General features: G+C 50.7%; 16 protein-coding genes. 3 read left to right on the plus strand and 13 right to left on the minus strand.

What is annotated here, in order from left to right:
- Nucleotides 1–45 precede the first annotated feature (45 nt).
- The 9 genes from MJ768_RS02890 to MJ768_RS02930 form a co-directional block, all read right to left on the minus strand.
- Nucleotides 46–1,170, minus strand: coding sequence for a flagellar basal body P-ring protein FlgI (locus tag MJ768_RS02890; RefSeq protein ID WP_239287848.1), 1,125 nt, complete (start codon nt 1,168–1,170; stop codon nt 46–48).
- 14 nt (nt 1,171–1,184) lie between these two features.
- Nucleotides 1,185–1,859: a flagellar basal body L-ring protein FlgH gene (locus tag MJ768_RS02895; RefSeq protein ID WP_239287849.1), complete on the minus strand. Its 675-nt coding sequence runs from the start codon at nt 1,857–1,859 to the stop codon at nt 1,185–1,187.
- A 17-nt stretch (nt 1,860–1,876) separates the two neighbouring features.
- Nucleotides 1,877–2,659, minus strand: a complete 783-nt coding sequence (gene flgG / locus MJ768_RS02900) for a flagellar basal-body rod protein FlgG (RefSeq protein WP_239287850.1) — start codon at nt 2,657–2,659, stop codon at nt 1,877–1,879.
- A 49-nt stretch (nt 2,660–2,708) separates the two neighbouring features.
- Nucleotides 2,709–3,452, minus strand: a complete 744-nt coding sequence (flgF, locus tag MJ768_RS02905; protein ID WP_239287851.1) for a flagellar basal-body rod protein FlgF — start codon at nt 3,450–3,452, stop codon at nt 2,709–2,711.
- 37 nt (nt 3,453–3,489) lie between these two features.
- On the minus strand, nt 3,490–4,752 hold the full coding sequence (gene flgE, locus MJ768_RS02910; RefSeq protein WP_239287852.1) for a flagellar hook protein FlgE: 1,263 nt from the start codon (nt 4,750–4,752) through the stop codon (nt 3,490–3,492).
- A 15-nt stretch (nt 4,753–4,767) separates the two neighbouring features.
- Complete coding sequence (locus MJ768_RS02915; protein WP_239287853.1) at nt 4,768–5,451, minus strand: flagellar hook assembly protein FlgD; 684 nt, start codon at nt 5,449–5,451, stop codon at nt 4,768–4,770.
- 14 nt (nt 5,452–5,465) lie between these two features.
- Nucleotides 5,466–5,870 (minus strand): flagellar basal body rod protein FlgC, encoded by a 405-nt coding sequence (gene flgC / locus MJ768_RS02920; RefSeq protein ID WP_239287854.1) that lies wholly within the window; start codon nt 5,868–5,870, stop codon nt 5,466–5,468.
- A 5-nt stretch (nt 5,871–5,875) separates the two neighbouring features.
- Complete coding sequence (gene flgB, locus MJ768_RS02925; RefSeq protein WP_239287855.1) at nt 5,876–6,280, minus strand: flagellar basal body rod protein FlgB; 405 nt, start codon at nt 6,278–6,280, stop codon at nt 5,876–5,878.
- A gap of 249 nt (nt 6,281–6,529) precedes the next feature.
- Nucleotides 6,530–9,856, minus strand: a complete 3,327-nt coding sequence (locus tag MJ768_RS02930; protein WP_239287856.1) for a DUF559 domain-containing protein — start codon at nt 9,854–9,856, stop codon at nt 6,530–6,532.
- A 221-nt stretch (nt 9,857–10,077) separates the two neighbouring features.
- Here MJ768_RS02930 and MJ768_RS02935 point away from each other — a divergent pair, with 221 nt between their 5' ends.
- Nucleotides 10,078–10,890, plus strand: a complete 813-nt coding sequence (locus MJ768_RS02935; RefSeq protein ID WP_239287857.1) for a response regulator — start codon at nt 10,078–10,080, stop codon at nt 10,888–10,890.
- 190 nt (nt 10,891–11,080) lie between these two features.
- On the opposite strand, the gene MJ768_RS02940 is transcribed toward MJ768_RS02935, so the two are convergent.
- The gene (locus MJ768_RS02940) at nt 11,081–11,578 is read right to left on the minus strand and encodes a hypothetical protein (RefSeq protein WP_239287859.1); all 498 of its coding nucleotides are present in this window, start codon (nt 11,576–11,578) and stop codon (nt 11,081–11,083) included.
- A 354-nt stretch (nt 11,579–11,932) separates the two neighbouring features.
- Between MJ768_RS02940 and ilvD the strand changes: the two genes are divergently transcribed.
- Complete coding sequence (gene ilvD / locus MJ768_RS02945) at nt 11,933–13,609, plus strand: dihydroxy-acid dehydratase (RefSeq protein WP_239287860.1); 1,677 nt, start codon at nt 11,933–11,935, stop codon at nt 13,607–13,609.
- A 143-nt stretch (nt 13,610–13,752) separates the two neighbouring features.
- Here ilvD and tldD read toward each other — a convergent pair whose 3' ends face one another.
- The 3 genes from tldD to MJ768_RS02960 form a co-directional block, all read right to left on the minus strand.
- Complete coding sequence (gene tldD / locus MJ768_RS02950; RefSeq protein ID WP_239287861.1) at nt 13,753–15,198, minus strand: metalloprotease TldD; 1,446 nt, start codon at nt 15,196–15,198, stop codon at nt 13,753–13,755.
- A gap of 174 nt (nt 15,199–15,372) precedes the next feature.
- Nucleotides 15,373–16,227 carry a carbon-nitrogen hydrolase family protein gene (locus MJ768_RS02955; RefSeq protein ID WP_239287862.1) on the minus strand — a complete coding sequence of 285 codons (855 nt, stop codon included), beginning with the start codon at nt 16,225–16,227 and terminating at the stop codon, nt 15,373–15,375.
- A gap of 27 nt (nt 16,228–16,254) precedes the next feature.
- Nucleotides 16,255–20,094, minus strand: a complete 3,840-nt coding sequence (locus MJ768_RS02960) for a YhdP family protein (protein ID WP_239287863.1) — start codon at nt 20,092–20,094, stop codon at nt 16,255–16,257.
- Between the two features lie 116 nt (nt 20,095–20,210).
- On the opposite strand from MJ768_RS02960, the gene glnE reads away from it, so the two are divergent.
- A complete protein-coding gene (glnE, locus tag MJ768_RS02965; RefSeq protein ID WP_239287864.1) occupies nt 20,211–22,931 on the plus strand; it encodes a bifunctional [glutamate--ammonia ligase]-adenylyl-L-tyrosine phosphorylase/[glutamate--ammonia-ligase] adenylyltransferase in 2,721 nt (906 codons plus the stop codon).
- Nucleotides 22,932–23,144: the final 213 nt, after the last annotated feature.

A 23,144-nucleotide genomic window follows, 5' to 3' on the forward strand; every position in this document is an offset into this window, starting at 1 on the left:
ATAGTTGATGCAACACAGGTGTTGTTGCGTTTATAGAGATGTTCATTAAATGATCTCGAGTTCAGCGCGCAACGCCCCGGCAGACTTCATCGCCTGCAAGATAGCCAGCAGATCCTGCGGAGTTGCACCTATCGAATTCAATGCCTTCACCACTTCGCCCAACGACACGCCTTTATTCAGCATGACCAACCCCCCTTTATCGGACTGAATGTCGATTGTGGATTTAGCGATCTGCACAGTTTTACCTTGGGAGAATGGGGGGGGTTGACTCACCATGACATCGGTACTGATCACCACCGTCAGGTTGCCATGGGAGATCGCGCAATTATCCAACGTCACCATCTGATTCATAACGACCGAACCGGTGCGTGCATTTACAATCACGCGCGCCCCACCCTGCGCAGGGTCAACCTGCAAATTTTCGACCTGAGAAACGAAAGCCACGCGCGAGCTGCCTATTGGCGCGCGCACCTGAATAGTACGACCATCCAATGCAGCAGCAATTTCCGTAGTCGGCGAGAGTGCAGAATTGATTGCAGCGGCAAGGCGAGTTGCAGTAGTGAAATCCATGGTCTTTAATTCCAGATGGATGTAATCGCCCTGCCCCAATACTGTCGGCACGGATCGTTCTACTGTTGCCCCACCGGGAATGCGCCCGACACTCAAGTGATTGATCTGCACCTTGGCATTGGGGGCTGCCGCCCCCACACCACCAACCAGCAAATTGCCCTGCGACATGGCATACACCTGTCCGTCTGCACCTTTGAGTGGCGTCATTAAAAGTGTTCCTCCGCGCAGGCTTTTTGCATTACCCATCGAAGAAACTGTGACGTCCATGGCCTGTCCGGGACGCGCGAAGGGTGGGAGCATTGCCGTCACCATTACCGCCGCCACATTTTTCAATTGCAGGGTGATATTGGGCGGCAGACTTACTCCCATTTGCGTCAACATACTGATCACGCTTTGAACGGTAAATGGCGTTTGTGTGGTCATGTCACCGCTGCCATCTAGGCCAACAACCAAGCCGTAACCAAGCAACTGGTTTTCTCGCACACCCTGAATGCTGGCGAGGTCCTTGATGCGCTCAGCGTATGAGGAAGCAGGCACAGCAACTAGCAGTGTCAGTAATATTATTTTGGCAATTCGAATAATAATTTGTAATATATCCATTGCATTAGCCCTTTTCAGAACGGCAATACAGACAAAAAGACGCGTCCCAGCATGCTCATGACTACAGACATATCAATATGATTGGCACCCTTGTATTCAATATGCGCATCTGCCACTTGGGTGGATAACACGGTATTGCTGCCAGTTATGGTGTACGGATTGACTACACCGGAAAACCGGATATATTCATTAGCTTGATTAATCGCTACCTGCTTCTCACCGCTGACTAATAAATTGCCGTTTGTTAACGCTTCAACCACAGTCACTGTAACGGTGCCGGCAAAGGTGTTGTCACCCGCATTATTGCTTTTGTTAGCCAAACTGCCGTTTGAACTACCAGCAACGCCTATGCCATGCATCATCAAATCGGCACCTGGAATTTGCGTGATAACAGGCGTTTGCATAGAAATACTTCCTTTGTGTTCCGCGCCGCTACTGGATTTTCCGGTAGCCGAGGTCGTTTCTGAAATGATAATGGTGAGAATGTCGCCCACGTTACGCGCGCGTTTCCCCTCATACAGTGGCCGCTCGTTCTGCCCGGCTTGAAAAATGGCACCGTTATCAGCCCCTGCTTTTTTATCGGACGCACGTGCAGTCATCGGCTGATGAATGTTGGTCGAAGGGGTATGCGCACAACCCGCAAGAACTAACATCACTCCACACATAATCCAGCTAGACAAGTTCCACATCGCGCATCTCACTCCACTTACATCTGCGTTAATTTTTGCAACATCTGATCCGAAACCGTGATTGCCTTTGAGTTGATTTCATAAGCACGCTGCGTCTGTATCATATTAACCAGCTCCTCAACTACGTTCACATTAGAGGTTTCCACATAGCCCTGATTCAGCAGTCCGGCGCCATTGGTGCCCGGTACATTGGTGTTGGGAGTTCCGGACGATGCGGTTTCTACATACAGGTTTTCTCCTTGGCTTTGCAGGCCAACCGGATTAATGAAGACAGCCAATTGCATGCTGCCGATCTGCACCGGTGCCGCAACCCCGGGCTGCGTTACCGACACCGTGCCGTCGCGGCCTATGGTAACGTTGGTAGCATTGATAGGAATAGTTATAGCAGGCTGCACTACAAAACCGCTAGAAGTCACCAGTTGTCCCTGGCTGTCAGTCTGAAATGATCCGCTTCGAGTGTAAGCCGTCGTTCCATCCGGCATGAGTACCTGAAAAAACCCCGCGCCTTGTATTGCTATGTCAAACTGGTTACTGGTTTGCTGCAGGTTGCCCTGGGTTTGAATGCGCTCGGAGGCAGTCGGACGCACGCCGGTGCCGATCTGCAAGCCGGACGGAATCTGGGTCTGTTGCGAAGATTGCGCGCCAGGCTGACGTATAGTCTGGTACAGCAGATCCTCGAACACCGCACGCGAACGTTTGAAACCGGTGGTGCTGACGTTCGCAAGATTGTTAGCGATTACGTCCATCTGAGTTTGCTGCGCTTCCAGTCCCGTTTTAGAAATCCATAAGGAACGAATCATGGTCACTATCCTTTTAAAATTTATAGGAGCGCGATTAGTCGCGCCGAAATCAAGCGTTCATATTTAGCAATTGACTAGCCTGCTTGGCATTGTTGTCAGCGCTCTGCAACATCTTCATCTGCATATCGAACTGCCGCGCCAGCGAAATCATGTTAACCATTACTTCTACAGTATTCACATTGCTGCTTTCCAGATTACCGGGGGCTACAGTCACCTCTATATCAGCCTCGACAGGCTTGCCATCCCTGGTGCGAAACAAGCCGTCATCACCGCGCACCATCTGCGCTTCCGCCGGATTCACCAGCTTGATCCGCCCAACCACCACAACCTGATTAGGTGGCATTCCGCTAAGTACGGTGGAGATGGTGCCATCCTTGGCTACGGTAACTTCGGTATTTGGCGGAATAGTAATCGAGCCAGTATCACCTGCCACATTCAAACCGTTACGGGTCTGCAGAATACCTTCGGGCGAAACGTGGAAACTGCCGTTACGGGTATAGGCCTCACTGCCGTTTTCCAGTTGCACTGCAATCCAGCCTTTACCCTGTACCGCCATGTCCAGATTGCGTCCGGTTGGCTGCATTACCCCTGGTGAAAAATCGGCACCGGCCGTGGAATCCACCACAAAAGCACGCGTCGGCAAACCTTCGCCAACAATCGGCACTGCACGGAATGCATTAACGGCAGCGCGATAACCTGGAGTGTTGACATTGGATAAATTTTGCCCCACCGTCGCTTGCTGTTGCAGCGTGTGCGATGCCCCGCTCATGGCGGTATAAATAAGTCTGTCCACCCTCTTCTCCTCAGTTAGCCAGCAGCCAGGTAACTAATTAGCGCAGGTTGGTAATCGTTTGCAGCACTGCGTCCTGCGTCTTGATGGATTGTGCGTTAGCCTGATATACACGCTGCGCCACAATCATATTCACCAACTCGGCAGTCATATCCACGTTGGAATCTTCCACTGCGCTTGACTGCAACACGCCCAAACTTGAGCTACCAGGCGTACCTATCAATGGTGGGCCAGAGCTCGCAGAGGAATCCCATTCATTGTTTCCCAAAGGCTGCAAGCCCTGCGGATTAGCAAAGTTAGCGAGTAAAATTTGTCCCAATGCCTTGGATTGCCCATTGGTATAGCGTCCCATAACGGTACCGTTTGCACTTGTACTAAAACCACTCAACTGACCGGATGTATAACCATTTTGAGCCAGCTGATTCACTGCAAATGTCGCACCAAATTGCGTGGAAGAAAGAAAATTGAACGTCAAAGGCTGAGGCGTAGTCGAACCTGTCGCATAAACAATGCCACCAGGTACGGTAACTGCCCCTGTCGCTGGAGTAATTAGTGCACCGGTTGTGTTAAATGTTAAGGTTGGAGATGTCCCTAACAGGGTATTCGCTGCAGTCGCAGCAGTTCCGTCTAAACCGCGGTCGTCGACGGTCATATGGACATCCCAAGTATTCGCAGTCGCATTTTTCACAAAATACTGAGTTGCAATATGGCTGTTGCCCAAACTGTCATATAGCGTCAATGCGGTAGAACTATTGTAAGAGGTTGAATCAGTCGGGCTAAAAACAGCCGTGGCAGGCACTAACATACGAGAATCCAGATTTACGCCAACTGATGACGTGGCAGTAGCCTGGGGAGTAAGAGCCTGAGTAGATATTTGCAATGGCGCTGAACTGCCCAGTGAAATGGCTCCCGTCAGCGGATTAGCCGCGAAACCAGTCAACTTATGGCCCTGCGCGTTCACTATATAACCGTTCCTGTCCAATTGAAATTGGCCATTTCGGCTATAAGATGCCACGCCATTATTGTCCATTTGATAAAACCCCTGGCCGCTTATCGCTATATCCAGAGGGTTGTTGGTTACACTGACATTCCCTTGCCCAAATTGCTGAGCCACAGTTGAAACTTTCGTGCCAATCCCCGCTGCCGAGCCACCTGAACCGCCCATAGTATTGGCATACACATCCGCAAACTGGGCTTGCGATTGCTTAAAACCGACAGTACTCGCGTTAGCAATGTTATTGCCGATTACGTCCAGGCTCTTTGCCGCAGCATTTAATCCACTTAATCCTTGTTGAAATCCCATGACACTCTCCTTACGTTAGATAATTTGCTTTACTGCAGACATTGCAACGCTACCTGCCGTACCCACATCCAAAGTAGCTCCATTTGCTCCTGGTGTTACAGCATTTACCATGCCAAAGGTCAAAGCATTCGCGTCAATCTTATTTCCAGCCAGCATTGCTTCTACCGAAAATTTGTAGGTTCCATTTACGGCAGGTGTACCCGCGTCTGTCTGACCATCCCATGCCAGCGGCTTCACACCAGCCTTCTGCGGTCCCATTTGCAATGTACTCACAGTGTTACCCGCAGCATCCTGTATCAGCACCTTTACGCTGTCAGCGGGCTGAGCCAGTTCTATCCCACCAATTGCCTTGCCATCTTTCAGGGTAATTGAAGAGCCTGAAATCAAAACCCCGTGCCCTATCATGCTGGTGGCTGATAAAGACTGTCCAATGGACATACTGTCACTTAGGGCCTGCAAGGTAGCATTAAGCTTATCAATGCCGCTTACCGTGCTAAGTTGTGCCATCTGCGATGTCACCTGCGCGTTATCCATCGGATTCAGAGGATCCTGATTCTTCATTTGGGTAACTAGCAGCTTCAAAAATCTATCCTCCGTATCAGCGGCGCTGGTTTCAGTTTTCGACGCAGAATTGCTCTTGGCATTAAGCGAAGAAATAAGTGCGGAAGCGGGGCTAGCATCTTGAGTTGCGCTAATCATGGTTTATCCTTTCGTTACTGACCTATGGACAGAGTTTTGAGCAACAAACTCTTGGAGGTATTCATCACCTCCACGTTATTTTGATAGGAACGCGAAGACGAAATCATGTTCACCATCTCTTCCACCACATTGACATTGGGCAGCGTGACATAGCCCTTTTCATTGGCCATGGGATGCTTGGGGTCGTAAAGCATTTTCATCGGTGCAGCACTTTCAACCACCCCCGACACCTGTACACCGGCACCGCCTCCACTTCCCATCGGCGTGGCGCTAAACATCACCTGCTTGGCACGATAGGGCTGGCCGTTTGAACTGGTCGTACTGTCGACGTTGGCCAGATTGCTTGCCACCACATTCAGACGCTGCGACTGCGCTGCCATTGCAGAACCTGAAATGTTAAAAATATTAAATAACGACATAATGATTATCCTTGCAACGCGGTTAATACACTTTTGATCTGGTTGTCCACAAATTTCACGCTGGCTTCATAACGCAAGGCATTGTCAGCAAACTGCGCGCGCTCGACATCCATATCCACCGTGTTACCGTCCGCGCTAGGCTGCACTACATTGCGAAACATTACCGGCGCACCCATTACGTTTTCACCTGTGCCACTGCTCAAGTGATGGGGCACGGTACCCGCCATCTGTAACTTCGCCCCGTTACCTGACATTGCGCCTTGCAACGTCTTGGCAAAATCAATATCTTTTGCCTTGTAGTTGGGTGTATCGACATTAGCGATATTGGAAGCAATAAGTTCCTGACGCGCCGAGCGCAGGTTCAGCACGGTTCGATTAAACTGTAATGCGCTATCAATTTTGCTGACCATACTGCTTATCTCCTTCATTACTTTTTTACTTCTTCCATGACGCACATACTAAGCACCAATGCGCTATGACTATTGAACGAATAAGCGTGGGAAACCGCCTTAATTTCCGCGTTATAAATGCAAAAATATTTAAGCGTCGGGCACAAGATGCCTGTGGGAGGAGGTTAGCGGATAGACGAGACGTACATCAAAGTGGGTAATCAGCCTGTCCGAATTTCCGGAGCGACTTCTGCAGCTGATTCGCAGTAATTAAACTGTGGGGGATTTAAGCAGAGAGCTCGCTCGCGCCAGATTCATTACCAGCAAGCGGCGCAGGATTTCTTCGTCGGGCATTTCCGATGCATAGTCGTTCCAGCCGTAAGCTTTTGCGACGGCCGCATCCAATACTTTGTGCGCATTATCCAGCCATGCGGGGCGGGCATTATAGAGGTTGGTGAGGGTGCGTTTTTTCAGGTCGGCCTCGTGACCGAGTTTGGCAACGGGGCGCATTGGGTAGCCTGCTTTTTCTTCCTCGGGTGTACGCACCCAGTCCGTCCACTCTGGCGGGTTAAGCCAGGTCTCGCGCAGTTTGTCCAACTCTTGCGCGGATGTGGCAATCTCGGCGGATGAGGGGTTGGTGTAATCGGCTGGTTTGAGGTTGGGTGTCAGTCCTTCGGGAAAGGGGAATGTCTCGAAACACGATTTGGCGTTATAGGTTGGGTCGTTACCCACTCCGTGCATAGACGCATTCGCTAATGCCCAGATTTCGTGCATGCGCGAGGAAAGCACGCCGAAGGTCACGTCATCCTCGCGCGCGATAGCGTAGAGGCGACTATCCGGCAGCACGCTAACATCCAGCCACGTGAACATCCTATGCTTGGCGACGCGTGGAGTAGCGATGTAGCGTTTGAGCGGGGCGAATGCGGCGCGTAAGGCTGGCACAGTCTCACCGTGCCTCCACCAATATTTTTTACGACCTTCACGATTACCGGCATCACGCATCGGCTTCACCTCGCGCAATACGAGAGCGAATGGCATCTCGAAGAGAGCGGCTTCTTGCTCTGTGCGGTTTGTTCCAAAGTCGATAATCCAATTATCAGAGGGTCGGCCTGTCACATCCTGCCCGTTCGCCCACGGTCGCACCACATCGCTGTTCGGCTTACTGTTTGGATTGGGTTGTTTGAGCCATTGCCGCGCAAGTTCACCGGGAATGTCGAATGAACCGACTTTGACCGGACCTTGAAAGGCCACGCCCGTATTCTCATTCAGCGGCTTAGCCTGCGTGAGATTCAGCCCTTCACCTGCGGTCAGGTCGGCGTGGATGTTCTCAACGGCCTTGCCATCCAGCACAGCGCCCTCACCCTCCGCCCTCTCCCGAAGGGAGAGGGAACCAAAGCACACCAGCGACACGCGCACCGCAGCACCTTCGTTAATCCATTCTTCATCGCTCCAGGCATTGAAGATGCGGGTGGTATCACAGATTCGCGCCAGCACTTTTTGGTTTGAGCCTTTGCGCACAGATTGTGTGGCAACCAATCCGGCAAGCTGACAATTGCCCGCTTCAATTTGTGCACGCGATTTCTCAAACCAATATGTAACCAAATCGGCACCGCCCGGCACGCGGTCTGCGTAAATCTTTCTCAGTGCTTCAGTATATTCATCGCCCAACTCGCTACGCATCTTCTTGTCGCCCAAAAATGGCGGGTTGCCGATGATGACATTCACGGCAGGCCATTGGGCTTCGTCAAACAAATTGCTTCTTACTCTATTCCCCTCGCCCTCTGGGAGAGGGGCTAGGGGTGAGGGTGATGCAGCTAGTTCATTCCAAAGATCTTGCAAAACCGATTCTGTTTCTTGCAACACTTGGTTGTTCCAATAGCGAATGACACGAATGCCCTGCTCTGCTATAAATTTTGTTCTGGCTTCGTCATATTCAATATTGTCCGCATGCTGACCGCCATCAAGTTCAACAGCGAGTTTTGCCTCATGACAATAGAAGTCAATCACATAAGGCGGCACTGGATGTTGACGACGAAATTTTTTACCTGCAAATCGCCGGTCTCTAAGCAACATCCAAAGCAAATTTTCTGCGTCAGTCTGGTTTTTTCTTAACTCTCTGGCGAATGCTCTTAATTCGGGCGGAATATTTGTATTACTACAAACAGCACCCTCACCCTTAACTCCTCTCCCAGAGGGCGAGGGGCAAGAAAGCAACGCATCGCGATTTTCAATATGGTCGAGCGGTTGGAGGATGGGGTTCTTGCGAATGGGATAGCCGTGTTTGAGCATCCACTGGATTTCACCAATCCACACGGTGACGCGTGCGAGTTCGGCGGCATAGGGATTGATTTCAATGCCCAGCACATTGGCGGGCGAACATTCGATGGTGATTTGACGTTGTAATCCCAAGGCTTCTGCTTCCAGATTTGCCCGGTGTTCGAGGTCTTTCAGTGTGCGCAAAGCAAGGTAAAGAAAGTTTCCGCTCCCGCACGCTGGATCCAGCACGCGAAAGGCTTTGAGCCGTTCGAGATAGGTAATGAACACGGCTTGCGCGTCGCGTTCGGCCTTGTCGCCACTCTTCTTGCGCTTGGCGATGTGTGCAGCAATCGCGGCCCGCGCGACTTCCCATTCCGCTGCCAGCGGTTCGATGATGACGGGGTTGATGATGCGCAAAATGGATTTCTGGTCGGTGTAGTGCGCACCAAGCTGGGAGCGTTTCTTGGGATCCAGGCCGCGCTCAAATAGCGTTCCGAATATGGAGGGTTCAATGCCACTCCAATCGAGTTTGGCGGCTTCGTGAAGGATTTTTATTTCGACGGTATCGATAGGCAGGACTTCAACCTTCTCGAACAATCCGCCATTAAACCAGTGAATATCCTCTAACGCAAAGTCGCCCCCCTTGCGCATCGCGTTAAATAACTCTTCCAAGCGCGTGGAAAGTTTGACGGGGTCGGTCTGGCTTTTATCCAGCAAGCGCTCGAACAGCTTGCCGGGAAGTAGTTCGGCATCTTCGGCGAACAAACAAAACAGGCATTGATTGAGAAAATGCGCCACGGTCTGTGGCGCGTGGCCTCTGGCGTTCAACGATTGCGCGAGGGCGGCGAACTTGCCCGCCGCTTCTTCGGTGATTTCAGAAATGGTGCGTTGCGGGTGGAACTTGTCCGGGGCGGTAAACAGCCAGCGCAGTTTGTCGAGATTGGCGGGTTCGCTGATTTCTTCCAGCGCGATGGTATGAACTTCGGAAGGCGCGTTGGTAAAGTGAGTGTGGATTTCGATGATATTGGTATCGCAAACCACCAAGAGCGGCGGATTGTCCAACGCCAGCGCGTAGGTCATCAACTGTTTCAGGGCTTCGCCCAAGTTGCGCCGCATCGCTTTATATTCAAACGCGAAATGGCCTTGCTTCCACACATCCGCCCAGCCTTGCCCGGCTCCGGTGCGGGTTGCCCCGCGCTCGAAGCAATAGGTATCGTGACTGGATGGTGAAGGGTGAGGAACGCCAACTAGCGCGCACAGGTCAATAAAGTGAAGTTGGTAGCTGGCGCGCTCTTTGAGAGGATTGTCTTTCCACTTCTGGATGAACTGTTGAGGAGTCATTTGCTCGGCATGCTATTTAACTGACGTATCGTACTACGGATACCGAGGCTGTGTGAAAACTCAATTACGGCCCGTTTTCTTGGGTGCACAATGTTCCGTTCAAAGCTCTGGTCAACCTAAATTCGATCAAGCGACAACAGCTCTAAATAAGGCTAATTCAAGTTCGGAGTGCAACGGCCGATTATAACTCCAACAAAATATCAATAAATAATGGGTGCACGATGAAATCTGCTATCAGCACGAGTGAACTCTCAGTTTTCCTGGTCGAACCTTCCGGCCTGCAGGCGCGCATTGTCCAAAAATATCTCAGCGATCTTGGTGTATTGAACACACAGATTTTCCAGGATGGAACTTCAGCACTTGAGGCCATGCGCATGCAACAACCTGACCTAACCATCAGCTCGATGTACCTGGATGATATGTCTGGCTCAAAACTGATTGAAATAATGCGTGCCGATCAAGCCTTAACTAACATAGCTTTCATCCTGATTTCCAGCGAGGACAACCCGCTTTACCTAGATCCCGTGCGTCAATCCGGCGCCTGCGCCATCCTGACCAAACCGTTTGAACTTAAACACTTACGCGCAGTTATCTTCACGACGCTCGACTATCTCAGTCCGGGTAGCCTCGCGCTGGAAAAGGATGACTTCGACGTTGAAAATCTGCATGTTCTGGTAGTGGATGACAGCTCCAGCGCACGTTCCTACCTGATCAGGGTGCTTAAAAATATCGGCATCAAGAATATTACCGAAGCTGAAAACGGCAAGCGGGGGGCGGAAATCGTCCAGGGACATTCCTTCGATCTGGTCATTACCGATTACAACATGCCAGAAATGGATGGAGGGGAACTGGTTGAATTTATTCGCAACAAGAGCTGGCAAAATACGCTGCCAATAATAATGATCACCAGCGAACAGGATGAGAACCGGCTTGCCGCCGTGAAGCAGGCGGGCGTTTCAGCGATATGCGACAAGCCTTTTGATCCATCGCATATTAAAAACTTAATCGAGCAGATATTTACGTCTGCACATTAAACCAATTACACCGGCTGGATAATTCCAATATTTCCCGGCAACACTATCCGTTTCTGATCACATTTTTCCAAGACCGTGCCGAATGTCCATTTGCAGTGGTAAATATTAGACGCTGATTTACAAGTTGTTTACACATCCAACATCAAAACTCAGGGGCGACTCGCTTTCGGCGCGTCGCTGAAATGGACTGTTACGTGTCGTTTCGCTCACTGAACAATCCAAAAAAAAGATTTGCAAACAAGATACCTACACCAAGCAGCAACCCACCGACACCAATATAGGTAAGCAGTTCTGTCACCGGGTGAGTATGTGCCGCTCCTGTGCCTATAGACGGCGCGACAATAAACATTGTCAGCCACGCGAGCGGATAACAGCCGCCAAGGCCGATGAATATTGCAGCAATCGTTTTGAATCGTTGCTTGAGGCTAGATGCTGAAACAAGCAGCAATAAGCCAATCGAGAATGCGGCTATTCCTGTGGCGTGAAAGTGCGCTCGCTGCACATAGCGCCATATCTTTTCAGGGCTGTTCGCGTCATGAAGTTCTGGGTGCGCAGCGATTCCTTGAGTTACATACGTTTCAAACAAAGCCTCGTTGATCCCAAAGCTTACGCCAAGACCAATACCGAAGAGCAAGCCAAGCATTACCAACGCAAGGCCAGCTTTTATGCTTGTGAGGTTGTTGTTCACTGAGTTCTCCAAGACACGTTAACGAATAGCGCTTGCCCGCCGCTCTTTCCAAACTTGTCATAACCAATCTACTTTTTAAGTATATTTAATTCTTAAAATTCCGTCTGTGTGTGACCGTACATACCGAAACATAAAGGGTGTCCGGGAATGAAATATGCACTTAAAAATTCGCAAAATTTATCCAGAGCGATGAGAAATGGCTGCATTTTGGCTACTTGCTGACTATGATATAGCTTGATTTCTGCTACCATTAGTCATGCGTTGCGCCACAAGATAATTTCACTTTTTGACCTCAATAACACCAATTACGCAGCGCAGAACAAGTACCAACATAATTTATTTAAAGGAAGCATCATGCCTAGCAACATCCACAGTAAAGCCATCACACAAGGTGTGCAGCGTTCACCTAACCGCGCCATGTTGCGCGCTGTAGGTTTTGGCGATGGTGATTTCAACAAGCCTATTGTAGGCATTGCCAATGCGTATAGCACTATTACCCCCTGCAATGCTGGGTTGGGTACTTTAGCGACACGGGCTGAGCAAGCGGCCCACGCCGCTGGTGCGATGCCACAGATGTTTGGAACGATCACAATTTCTGACGGCATTTCGATGGGTACCGAAGGGATGAAATGCTCGCTGGTGAGCCGCGAGGTGATTGCTGACTCAATCGAAACGGTCTGTCGTGGTCAAAGCATGGACGGCATACTCGCCATCGGCGGCTGCGATAAAAACATGCCGGGCGCCATGATTGCCTTCGCACGTTTGAACATTCCTGCTATTTTTGTTTATGGTGGCACCATCAAACCGGGTCACCTCAACGGACGTGATTTGACCATAGTCAGCAGTTTCGAGGCAGTGGGTCAATTTATCGCGCATAAAATTGATGCAGCTGAGCTTCTGGCCGTCGAGCGCAAAGCCTGTCCCGGTGTTGGTTCCTGTGGTGGAATGTTTACAGCTAACACCATGTCATCAACATTCGAAGTGATGGGCATGAGTCTGCCGTATTCGTCCACCATGGCGGCAGAAGACGCGGAAAAATCTGACAGCGCAGCGCGGTCAGCCGAAGTGCTGGTGCAGGCCATCCAGAAGCAAATATTACCGTCTCAAATTTTAACGAAAAAGGCTTTCGAGAACGCAATTTCCGTGGTTATGGCGGTAGGTGGCACGACTAATGCGGTCTTGCATTTGCTGGCAATCGCGCATGCGATGGGTGTTGACTTAAGCATTGATGATTTTGAAACGATCCGGAAACGCGTCCCTGTTTTTGCCGATATGAAACCATCCGGGCGCTACGTGGTAACCGACCTTCATAAAGCCGGCGGCATTCCGCAGATCATGAAGATGCTGTTGGTGCACGGCTTGCTGCATGGCGACTGCTTGACTATCACCGGCGAAACTATCGCGGAGGTACTTAAAGACATACCCGCAGAACCACGTTCTGATCAAGACGTGATCCGCGCTTGGAATAATCCAATATATTCACAAGGACATTTAGCGATTCTTAAAGGCAATCTGGCGCCGGAAGGTTCGGTGGCCAAAATCAGCGGCATTAAAAATCCGAAAATCACCGGCCCCGCGCGCGTGTTCAATTCAGAAGAATCTTGCATGGAAGCGATTCTTGCAGAAAAAATCAACGCTGGGGAAGTGCTTGTAATCCGTTACGAAGGTCCGAAGGGGGGGCCAGGGATGCGTGAAATGCTGTCACCCACTGCAGCCTTGGTAGGCGCCGGAATGGGCGAAAGCGTCGCGCTTATTACCGACGGTCGCTTTTCAGGTGGCACTTATGGCTTTGTAGTGGGACACGTTGCACCCGAAGCGGCAATGGGCGGTACCATAGCACTGGTCGAAGAAGGAGATTCCATTACCATTGATGCTGAAGCACGCCTGATACAACTGAATGTGAGCGACCAAGAACTTGCGCGGCGTCGTGCCCTGTGGCAACCGCCGGCACCACACTATAAACGCGGCGTATTAGCAAAATATGCACGACTGGTATCTAGCGCAAGCTTAGGCGCGGTTACGGACGCATAAACATGGGCATGCTTATCCAATTTTTATTCAACAAATGAATAATTTTTGATAGAAGTGCAATAGTTAATGTGTAATCACGGATGAAAAGCGTAGCGGGATGTAAGGTGCGATTTATGCACCCCACATCCCGCTGCGCATACACCCTACGCAGTACCGCCCACTGTCAGTCCATCTATTCTTACCGTTGGCTGACCCACCCCGACCGGCACGCTCTGGCCTTCCTTGCCACAAACGCCGACACCAGGATCGAGCGCCATGTCGTTGCCTATCATGGAGATACGGGTTAATGCCTCAGGGCCATTGCCGATCAGCGTTGCACCCTTTACCGGGTAGGTTATTTTGCCGTCTTCAATCATGTATGCTTCAGAGGTTGAAAACACAAATTTGCCGCTGGTAATATCCACCTGCCCCCCGCCAAAGTTCGCGGCATATAGCCCGCGCTTGACTGAAGCAATAATATCCTTTGGGTCTTTATCGCCATTCAGCATATAGGTGTTGGTCATGCGCGGCATCGGCAGATGCGCAAATGATTCGCGCCGAGCATTACCGGTGATTGGCACGCCCATCAGGCGCGCATTCAAAGTATCCTGTAAATAGCCCATGAGAATGCCGTCCTCGATCAAAACCGTGCGTTGCGTAGGATTGCCTTCATCATCCATTTGCAGCGAGCCACGCCTGTTAGCAATCGTGCCATCGTCCACTACCGTCACACCCTCGGCTGCTACCCGTTCACCGATGCGGCCGGAAAAAGTGGAGCTGCCCTTACGGTTGAAATCACCCTCCAGGCCGTGGCCAACGGCCTCATGCAGCAGAATACCAGGCCAGCCGGAACCAAGCACCACAGTCATGTTCCCCGCCGGCGCGGGCTTGGCATCCAGATTAATTACTGCCTGATGTACCGCCTTGGCGGCGTAATCGTGTAATACTTCGTCCGTAAAAAAGGCATAGTCGAAACGTCCGCCCCCGCCAGATGAACCCTGCTCTCGTTTACCATTGCTTTCTACAATAACTTGCACCGACAGACGCACCAGTGGGCGAATGTCAGCATTCATCAAGCCATCGCTACGCGCCACCAGCACCACGTCATATTCGCCTGCCAGTCCAGCTATCACCTGAGTAACACGTGGATCCAGGGCGCGCGCATAACGCTCCAGGCGTTCCAGCATCGCAACCTTGTCCGCATCTTTCAAACTGGCGATAGGGTCGTGTGGTAGATAGAAATGTTTGTTGCTGTTCGCGCGTAACAGCGGCACAGTTTGCGTCCCGCCCTGCCGTGCAATCGCGCGCGTGGCCAGTGCTGCACTTTCCAAGGCTGCCAAACTGATGTCATCGGAATACGCGAAAGCGGTCTTTTCACCGCTCACCGCCCGCACGCCTACGCCTTGATCTATACCGAAGCTGCCAGATTTGACGATGCCTTCTTCAAGCGACCAGCTCTCGGCGCGACTGTATTGAAAATACAGGTCAGCGTAATCCACTTTATTCGCCAGCATTTTGGAAAACATTTGCTCCAGATGGCGAGTTTCAAGCGCATGCGGTGCAAGCAGTGACTGCTGTGCAAGGGCAAATACAGTATCGTTATTTTGCATTGTCAAACCCATATAAATTTAAAAATCATTACAAAAAATTCAGCTCATTGATGAGGCGCGTATTTGAAGCTGTACAAAATTACAAAGAATACTTTTCATTGAGACAAGCTTCGCATAAAGTCGTTCCTCACTGAAAATCAAGAGCCAGGCGCTTCACCTGTCTTACACCTAACATCAGGTAAGGATGCGGTGTGACAGCGCTGGCAAGCTGGCGCGCAAGCTAGCATGATAGGATGGATTTATTTCCTCGACCACGACTCCTGAGCCGCGTGGCAATCGATCCAGTACCCTACCCCACGGATCGACGATCATACTATTGCCGTGTGTTTCGCGGCCATTGATGTGATAACCGCCCTGCCCCGCGGCCACAACATAAGCCAGATTTTCGATGGCGCGTGCGCGCACCAATATCTCCCAATGCATTTTTCCAGTGGTCTCAGTAAAGGCGGAAGGCAGCACAATAATATTTACATCGCGCATAGCACGGAACAACTCAGGAAAACGCAAATCGTAACAAATCGCCAAACCAATGCGACCGAACGGACTATCCACCACCACTACCTGCGTACCTGGCTCAATAGTACGTCCCTCGTGATAATGCTCATTGCCAAGCTCGAGATTGAACAAATGGATTTTGTCATAGCGCGCTACCTGTTCTCCATTATCGTCATACACCAAACAGGCATTACGCATTTTGTCCGGCGCATCCGCCACCAGCGGAATGGAGCCGCCGACCAGCCAGATTTTATGCGCACGCGCAGTCTCACTCAGAAAAGACTGGATCATGCCGCTACCCGGTTGCTCGCGCACCGCCAGTTTATCCGTATCATTCAGTCCCATGATGGGAAAGTATTCCGGTAATACAACCAGGCGTGCTCCCTGATCCACAGCTTTTTCGATCAGGCGGCGTGCCTCGCTTAGGTTACCCAGAACATTTGGCCCCGAAGCCATTTGCACGGCAGCAACCTTGAAAGTCTTAGTTTGCGCATGAGCAGCGACACGTCGTTGGGTGACATTTTTGTCTTGCATACTTTCAATTCTTTCATAGTATTACTTCTATGGTGACGCAACAGATTTGCTTACACCCACTTTTTCTACATTCGGGTTGGCCCATGCACCCGTAATATTGTATTCAAACGACACCAACTTATCGAGCGGTTCGCGCAATAACTTGTTGGCAATGAAGACCCCAATGCCCACTGCCGGACCAGCGGCAAATGCGCTCAGTAGCGATGCTGTGTTCCCCACTGTAGGCAGAATGCGCACACGCAAGTTTTGCGTTTCGTGATTCAGGTCCACCTGCCCTCTCATAGTCACTTTGGCGGCCGAGCCTTCAATTTTAAAGTCATCGGTCAACATAACCCCCTTCTTGACTTGCGCCACTCCGTTGATGCTATCAAATTTAAAACCTGTGCTGAAAATATCCGTAAAATCCAGCGCAACGCGCTTAGGCAGCGCTTGCAGGCTCAAGATGCTGAGCAGCTTACCCATACCCGGATCGATTTTCAGGAACTGTCCTTTACCGGTGCTCAGCTTGAGCGTGCCATCCAATGTGGCATAGCTGAATTCAGCTGGCGCGCCAGGCCAGGAAAACGTCCCTTCAAGTTTTCCGCTGCCGTCCTTCACGCTATTTGGGTAGCCGGAACGGCCAAGAATTTTCCCCGCATCGCTGATTTCCAGCTTGAGGTTGACTTGAGTCTGTTCCCCACTTGGGGCCATCTGCCATTTTCCATCCGCAGTCAACACACCATCTGGGTTAGTGATAATTAAACTCTCCAACAGCCAGTCGCGCTCGTGCTGTTGTGCAAATAATTCCAACTTGCCCAGATTCTTGCCATTTAGTGTAATACTGCCCACCTCCAAGTCGAGCGCAGGATGTTTTATGCCAGCAATATTTTTTTTGATAGCATTAGATTGAGTTAAAGTAGTTTTCTTTTTGTCACTTTCATCCCGATCCAGTTCCAGAGACAAGTTTTTCAAGCGGGCGGCAAACTTACCGTTACCCTGCGGATGCCAGCTCACTTCACCATTAATTGACTTAGCTGCCAGTAGCGCAACCACCGTACCATTAACATTACGTGCGTTGATACGGACATCATCTGCCATATAGCCATATCCACTGATTTTCTGGATCAGCAAATCAGCACCTGCGAGACTTACCGGCGTCAACTCGTCAGACGCGCTAGCCAACGCTCCCCAGCCTTCCAACGATAACTGCGGCATGGTGCCGACTAGCCACACGCCATCCTTTTCCAACCACTTGCCAACATTGCCAAAGTTTACCGTACCACGCTTGACGATCCGCTCACCACCCTCATCCAAACGCAAAAATTTCGCGCTGAAGAGCTTGCCATATTGCACCGATAACAGATCCTGTTGCGTAGTCATGCTATTCATCTCGAAGCGCAGCGGAATAATCTCGTTAGCGCGCTTTGCAAATGGCGCAGGCAGGTCAGATGCCAGCCCGACCAAATTGGAAGTGAGTTGCATACTGATCTGCTTTTTTAACACCGTAATTTCTGACTCCCAATCGCTGCTACCATGCAGATAATTTAGCAACGAATGCGGCTCTACCTCACGCAAGGCATCTATATTTGCACGACCGACTATCTTTGCATTTACAGCGCTACCTTTATTGCTCTGCAATTTTAGGGTGGCAGGCCCTCCAAGAACTAGCATAGTGACGTTCTGCGTGCGTACCGATGATTCACTGAACAGCAGTTCGCCATTAACTTTATGTAAAATTGGCACACTCTTGCCCAAGCTCACTTCATTGTCGAGAAAATGGTAACGGCCAGAAACCGTTGCCGACTTACTACCACGCAATTGTATGTCCACCTGTAGATTCAGATTGCCATTACCACTCGACGTCATGTTGTCGGTGAGACCATCGATATACCCGCGAACAGGACTTTGCCGAATAAAATCCAGACCATACTTCGTTTCGCCCACCGACTCACCCCGCACTTGCAAGAGCAGGCCAGGGCTTTTTATATCAGGTAGAACCACACTAATATTTTTCAGAGACCCGCCCACAGTCATAGCAGTCGGAGCAGTCACCTCAAGCCGTTTGCCCTGAATCACCAATTTCGCAACGGCATTTTCCACGCGCGGCCACCCTTTCGCGTACTCCACTATCACGCCAGTTGCGCGCGCCCGGATCTGAAACAAACCATTACGGTTTCCATCAAATGGAAAATCCTTCAAATTACCCTTCAGGCGCAGGTTAAAATCATCTGCTTGCCCGTCGACCAAGGCATTTCGTATCCAATTATGGGCTTCGCTATTCAACGCAACCAACGGAATATACCGAGCTGTATGGCGCACTGCGGCGCGCGTCAGATGAACAGTCAAGTCAATCAGACCGGGGCCTTGAGGTAGTGACTGATAGCTACCAAAAAAATTCCCGGCAAGGTCGGCGTTAGCAATGGAAACCTTGTTAAACTTGACTTCCATCCCGCGGTCATGTTTTTTCCAACTAAACTGTGCAATGAGCGAATCAAATGCCAAAGGCTCTGGCATGATCAGTGGCGCATCCACCGCAGAATTGCGCGAGTTAAGTGACAGCGTGCCATTGACGTCGTTACCATCCACTTGGCCGCTCAATCGAGTAAATCCTGGGATGTTACCCGCGCGCTGTATGGATAGTCCGTCAAAACGCGCCTTGATCTCGTAATCCAATAACTTGTCAAAATCACCCAGCCATTTTGCTTGCACATCGGAAATTCGTCCCTGAGGCGCGAATTTAGTTAGCTGCTGCTTCAGACTAGACGTCAACGGCAGAAAATGTGTCAAGTTGGTGAATCTGTCCATATCCAGCGTATTGATACGCACCTCACCGCTAGCAGGTTGTTTGTCTGCAGCATCTGCAAAACGCAGGTATAAATCAATGGGCTGCAACACCAGGTCATTATTCATCTGCAATGATAATTTTCGCGTGGAAATCTCAAAGCCCCGAGCCACGTCGTGCCATTCAACACGACCGCGCAGCTTAATTACATCGAGAAGCGGCAAATCATCGGCCAATTGTGTCTGTACATCTGCCAGCGCCAGATCAGCAGTAAACTGATTGATTTTTCCCTTCTCGACACCCAGCCAACCGCGTAACGCACCTCTGCCGCGTTTGGGCGCAATGGGCAGCGGTAACCACGTATTCCATGCGGCAACATCGACATAGTCAAGCTGGGTATACAACTCCCCGCGCCAAGCATTGAAGTTATCAAAGCTGGTACCGAAAAAATCACCGCGCAGATCCAGTTGCGCAGACAACTCCGCTGGAGGTTCCGCTCGCATCGAAAAACTGTGACGACGTCCTCTGTTTTCAATGAGCATGTTCACTTGATTTAATATCAATGGGGGCGCAGCACGCTGCTCGTCCTGCCAAGTAATGCGCGCATCACGCACCACAATGTGTTTTTGGTGTAGTAACCAATCCGCCAGCCCGTGATCCGCAGGCTGGCCGGGAATATTGCTCGACATCGTCATGCCAGCGATATGCAACAAGCCTTGCGCGTCCCGCTTGATCAACAGATCCGGCTGGTTAATCTCCAGGCTATATAGTCGTACCTGGCCCGTCAGAGCTGTCATCCACGACACCACATTGTCCACTCGCTGCAATGCGAGCAAAGTTTTCCCCTGTTTATCCAGAATAAGCACATCAGTAAACAACAGATGCGGGCGAATGCCATGCCAGTCTGCCTCAATCTTGCCAATAGTCACTGGCTGACCGACAACGTGACTGGCCATAGCACTGATGTTGTCGTGATAGCGTTCGATATCCGGCAATATCCAGTAACGCAATGTCAACAACAATCCCCCGCCAACGAACAACAGCAACACTGCACCAAACAGCGCGAATCGTGTTAATTGATTGCAGCAGCGCCCGAAAAAGCGCAAGCAAGCTCTCAACATAAAATGGGATGGCCCCGTGATGTAAACAAACAAGCCAAGGCGTGCATAGCAGATTTATAATGAACCATGAAGTATGAGCAGTTTAACCCTAAGCCCCCTCAATGAATACCGTCATCACGCCCATTTCCGTTAATTTTGACATTGCTTTACAGCGCGCCCTGCGCTGCAGTCGATATGCACAGCGACTGCTCGACAGCGAAGGCGAACTACTGCCGTGGCTGCGCGCGCACTATGCTCAACCTTGCAACATAGATGAAATGACGGCATGGCTAGCCACCATACCAGTAACGAACGAAGAATCGCTGTCACGCGCGCTACGCTGCTTGCGCAAGCGCGTCATGCTCAAGCTACTGACTCGCGATTTGGGCGGACTGGCCAATCTGGAGGAAGTAATGACCTGCATGTCTGCACTGGCAGAGCTGGTCGTGCAACGCGCGCAATATTTTATTATGGAAACACTGGTACAACAGTATGGCCAGCCGATAGGTGTACTGAGCGGCACGCCGCAACAATTGCTGGTAATTGGCATGGGCAAACTGGGCGGCATGGAACTCAATGTTTCCTCTGATATTGATCTTATTTTCGTCTACCCGGAAGACGGCAACAGCAATGGTTCTCGCAGTATAAGTAACCACGATTTTTTTACCCGCCTGGGGCGTCGCCTCATTAACCTGATTAACGAACTAACCCAAGAAGGCTACGTATTCCGCGTGGACATGCGTTTACGGCCTTATGGTGAGAGCGGACCACTGGTAATGAGTTTCGCAGCAGTGGAGGAATATCTGGTAGAACAAGGTCGAGAATGGGAACGTTACGCCTGGATTAAAGCTCGGGTAATCTCTCCGACAGATTATCCCGCTACACAAGAACTCATGCAGCTCGTGCAACCCTTCATATTCCGCAAGTATCTCGACTTCGGCGCATTCGAATCCATGCGCAAACTGCATGCGCAAATTAGCCAGGAAGTGCAGCGCCGCGATCGAATTGATAATATCAAACTGGGGCCAGGTGGCATCCGCGAAATTGAGTTCATAGCCCAAGTTTTTCAACTGATACGGGGTGGACGCGATGCCAGCCTGCGTATCCGTCCCACCTTGCAAGTGTTGCAACTTCTGCGCGAAAACGGCCAACTTACACCAGACACCGTAATCGGGTTGAGTGCAGCTTATGTGTTTTTACGTAATCTGGAACATCGCCTGCAATATCTGGATGACCAGCAAACTCAGGATTTACCGAAAAATATTGCAGATCAGGCGTTACTAGCCGAAGGCATGGGCTATCCGGATTACTGTGCCATGTTGCAAAAATTAAACCACCATCGCTCGTTGGTAAGCGAACAGTTCGCCCAAATTTTCAGCACTCAGCAAGATAACACAATAACAAGTGCGCTTTGGCGCGAAAATTTGAACGCGGAAGAGTTGCAAAATGACCTTGGCAAATTAGGTTATGCAGACACAACCACCTTGGCTGAACGGCTGTTGCATATCCGTGACAGCGGCCGTTACCGCCAACTGCCGGACACAAGCCGCCAACGCATGGATAAACTGATCCCGCAGTTCATCACGCTATGTGCAGTGCCGAACAACCGTGACCAAACCTTGCCGCGCATACTAAATCTGTTGGAAAGCATTAGTCGACGCGCCTCCTATCTGGCCTTTCTGGCCGAATATCCAAAGGTTTTGCCACGTTTGGTCGAACTTGCCAGCGCCAGTGAGTGGGCATGCGAATACTTAATTAAGCATCCCATTCTGCTGGATGAATTGCTCGATGCGCGTGAAATCTACCGTGCGCCCGATTGGCTTGCTCTTGATACTGAACTGCTGACGCAACTCGATCACTGCAATACCGATACAGAACGCCAGATGGATGTGCTTCGTCAGTTTCAGCATGTCCAAACATTCCATTTATTGGCAATGGATTTACAAGGCCTGTTGCCGTTGGAAACGCTAAGCGATCACCTCAGCAACTTGGCCGACCTGATTTTGCGTCACGTGTTGCAACTGTGCTGGCGTGATGCGCGCAAGAAGCATCAACAGCAAGCGCAATTTGCCATTATTGCCTATGGCAAACTGGGTGGTCGCGAACTCGGCTATTCTGCCGATCTCGACCTGATTTTTTTGTACGACGATCAACATCCCGACGCAGCAGAAATCTATGCCCGGCTGGCTCAGCGCATCAATACCTTGTTAAGCAGCTATACCTCAGCGGGCCGTTTGTATGAAATAGATTTGCGCCTGCGCCCGAATGGCGCTAGCGGTTTGCTGGTCAGCTCCATTCCCGCATTCGCCGAATATCAGCAGCATCACGCTTGGGTGTGGGAACACCAGGCGCTGACGCGAGCGCGCTTCTGTGCCGGGGATGCGCAAGTGGGCAAGCAATTTGAAATCATTCGCAACAACGTATTGTGCAAACCGCGTGATCTGAATGTGCTGCGCCAGGAGATCGTGGCAATGCGGCAGAAAATGCTGGACACCCATCCAAATGACAGCGATTTATTTGATATCAAGCATGATCGCGGCGGCATGGTGGATATCGAATTCATAGTGCAATTCTTAATACTGGCACATGCTCACACCGAGCCAGAATTGACTGCCAACAGCGGCAACTTGGCACTACTAATGCTCGCCGGTGAATTAGGATTAATAAATGTAGAGCTGGCGAAAGCGGCCAGCAACTGCTACCGCACCCTACGAGCACTGCAACACAAAATGCGCCTGAATAACCAATCACCCTGTCGGGTTGACAGGAAAGAAATCGACACCACATCGGTGATTACGCTATGGGAAGAACTCTTGGGGCCACATCGTCAAGAAAAAAAGTAGCACTCGCCTGACAAAGGCCAAACACAACGACAACCCGACTCCAACCCGGATTTTTCGAGATGGAGACGCTCACGACCATGCACCTCGCGTTATCACAATCTACTCGCAAGATGTTGCTACGAACAAAGGGGTCGGGCGTTCGAATCGCTCCGGGCGCGCCTTTTCATTTCAAACTGAACAAATAATTTTGGGCACTCCGAAGCTGATACTGGT

The organism is Candidatus Nitrotoga sp. 1052 (assembly GCF_927312905.1).
Taxonomy (GTDB): domain Bacteria; phylum Pseudomonadota; class Gammaproteobacteria; order Burkholderiales; family Gallionellaceae; genus Nitrotoga.